We start from the raw sequence: 2,178 nt of genomic DNA, 5'->3' as shown, positions 1-2,178 counted from the left end.
AGTCGGCGGTCATTACCGCGCAGACCTGACCCGGAGTACGGCTCACCACCGCATCGGCGGTGAGATTGCCCATGTTATCCGGCAGGCTATCCGGCAAACTCAGTACCCGGGTGCCGTGCACCTGCTCCAGCCACACCGGATCGTTCGGCAGGTTCAAGCAGGCAGCCAGCCGCTCCCGATTGGCCTGCACCCACCGGGGTTTATCGCCCACATGGGTGCCCAGGTTCAGGCTATGAAACGGCGCAGGACTCACCCCGCCCGCTCGAGTGCTTTGGGCAGCACACACTCGAGCCGGCGCCGGCCAGTCTGGCAGGATCAGATCCATACCAGATCGTCCGGGTGTGCCGCAGTGTCGGCCCGCAGCTCTTCGATCAAAGCCACAAAATCATCGGGAATGGGCGCATGCCATTCCATCATCTCACCGCTGATCGGGTGCTCCAGCCGCAGCATAACCGCATGCAACGCCTGCCGCTTGAAGTTACGCAAAAACGCCAGCAGCTCGGGATTGGCACTGCGCGGTGGCTTGAGGCGTCCGCCATAGACAGGGTCGCCCACCAGCGGGTGCTTGAGGTGCGCCATGTGTACCCGGATCTGGTGGGTACGACCACTCTCCAACCGCAACCGCAGCCGGGTGTGGGCACGAAACTTCTCCATCACGCGATAGTGAGTCACTGCCGGTTTGCCGGAAGGAACTACTGCCATCTGAATGCGCTGGGTGGGGTGACGACCGATATTGGCCTCCACGGTGCCGCCGGCAGTCATGTGACCGATGGCGACCGCTTCATATTCCCGGGTGATTTCCCGCCCCTGCAGCGCCGTCACCAGGTGCGTTTGCGCCGGTATCGTCTTGGCCACCACCATCAGACCTGTGGTGTCTTTATCTAGCCGATGCACTATGCCGGCACGGGGTACTTCGGCAATGCTCGGGCAATAGTGCAACAGAGCATTGAGCAGGGTGCCGCCCGGAGTGCCCGCACCCGGATGTACCACCAGGCCGGCCGGCTTGTTGATCACCATGATGTCGTCGTCTTCGTAGACGATGTTCAGTGCGATGTCTTCAGGATCGAAGCGCACGTCGTCTTCCAGCTCGGCGTGAATCACGACTTGTTGTCCCGACAGGACCTTTTCTCGTGGCTTGTTTACCACCTGACCATCCAGCTGCACCTGATCCTGCTGAATCCAGGTTTTTATGCGCGTGCGGGAATAATCGGGGAACATGTCTGCCAACGTCTGATCCAAACGCTGACCGTATTGATGATCGGCAACAACGCCGTTTAGTTCGATTTGCTGGCTCATAGAGACCACTGGTTACCAAATGATGTTTAATTGGGTATTCTAGCGGTTCTTGACGCTGAGCTTAATCAGTTTCCGCTTACTTGGTTCCCGAATCGCAAAAATGGACTCTTTACATGGCTAAACAACGAAGCGTATGGCTCTCTCTGACTCTCGCCCTGGCGCTCGCCGCCACCGGCTGTTCCAGCACCAAAAAAGACCAGGTGGCGGACGAGCCGCCGGAAGTGCTCTACCAGGATGCGCAGGAACGCTTGCAGGCCGGTAACTTTATCCGTGCCGCCGAGTTGCTGGAAGCCATGGACTCCCGTTATCCGTTCGGTGCCTATTCCAATCAGGTACAGCTTGATCTCATTTATGCCTACTACAAGCAGGATGACTCCGCCCGGGCACTGGCCAACGTCGATCGCTTCATTCGCCTGAACCCCAACCACCCCAGCGTCGATTACGCCCAGTACATGCGGGGCCTGACCAACATGGCCACCGACCATAACTTTTTTCAGGAACTGCTCAACGTAGACAGAGCCGACCGGGATCCGGCCTATGCCCGCCAGGCCTTCGCCGACTTCCGCCAGCTGCTGCGCCAGTATCCGGACAGCGTGTACGCCGCCGATGCCCGTGCCCGCATGACGGCCCTGAAAAACCGTCTGGCCAGGTATGACCTGTCGGTGGCCCAGTTCTACATGAAGCGAGGCGCCTGGCTGGCCGCCGCCAACCGCGCCAAATTCGTGGTGCAGTCCTACCCGGACACAGACACCCTGCAACCGGCACTGCAAATCATGACCCAGGCTTACGACAAGCTGGGCCTGAGCGAGATGGCCAATCACGCCGAAGCGGTGCTGAAAGCCAACTTCCCCGCCGGTTAACGCCTTGCCTGCAACAAAAAAG

At 59.6% G+C, this 2,178-nt stretch carries 3 protein-coding genes; 1 reads left to right on the top strand and 2 read right to left on the bottom strand.

Features of this window, described 5'->3' with window-relative positions:
* Together UN63_RS16805 and rluD are read right to left on the bottom strand one after the other, a co-directional pair.
* Positions 1 to 325, bottom strand: a 325-nt coding sequence (locus UN63_RS16805; protein ID WP_181068280.1) for a laccase domain-containing protein, incomplete at its 3' end; no start/stop codon positions are given.
* Positions 316 to 1,296, bottom strand: coding sequence for a 23S rRNA pseudouridine(1911/1915/1917) synthase RluD (gene rluD, locus UN63_RS16800; protein ID WP_104488634.1), 981 nt, complete (start codon positions 1,294 to 1,296; stop codon positions 316 to 318). The genes UN63_RS16805 and rluD, both read right to left, overlap by 10 nt.
* A gap of 113 nt (positions 1,297 to 1,409) precedes the next feature.
* On the opposite strand from rluD, the gene UN63_RS16795 reads away from it, so the two are divergent.
* Positions 1,410 to 2,156, top strand: a complete 747-nt coding sequence (locus UN63_RS16795; RefSeq protein ID WP_104488633.1) for an outer membrane protein assembly factor BamD — start codon at positions 1,410 to 1,412, stop codon at positions 2,154 to 2,156.
* Positions 2,157 to 2,178: the final 22 nt, after the last annotated feature.

Origin of the sequence: Oceanisphaera arctica (assembly GCF_002936955.1) — a bacterium.
Taxonomy (GTDB): Bacteria; Pseudomonadota; Gammaproteobacteria; order Enterobacterales; family Aeromonadaceae; genus Oceanimonas; species Oceanimonas arctica.
Note: the sequence above shows the minus strand (reverse complement) of the source record. Positions and strands in the feature narration are given on the sequence as shown.

Bases quoted from the DNA above. Each gene is read 5' to 3' on its own strand.
- rluD (WP_104488634.1), bottom strand. From the start codon at position 1,296: ATGAGCCAGCAAATCGAACTAAACGGCGTTGTTGCCGATCATCAATAC.
- UN63_RS16795 (WP_104488633.1), top strand. From the start codon at position 1,410: ATGGCTAAACAACGAAGCGTATGGCTCTCTCTGACTCTCGCCCTGGCG.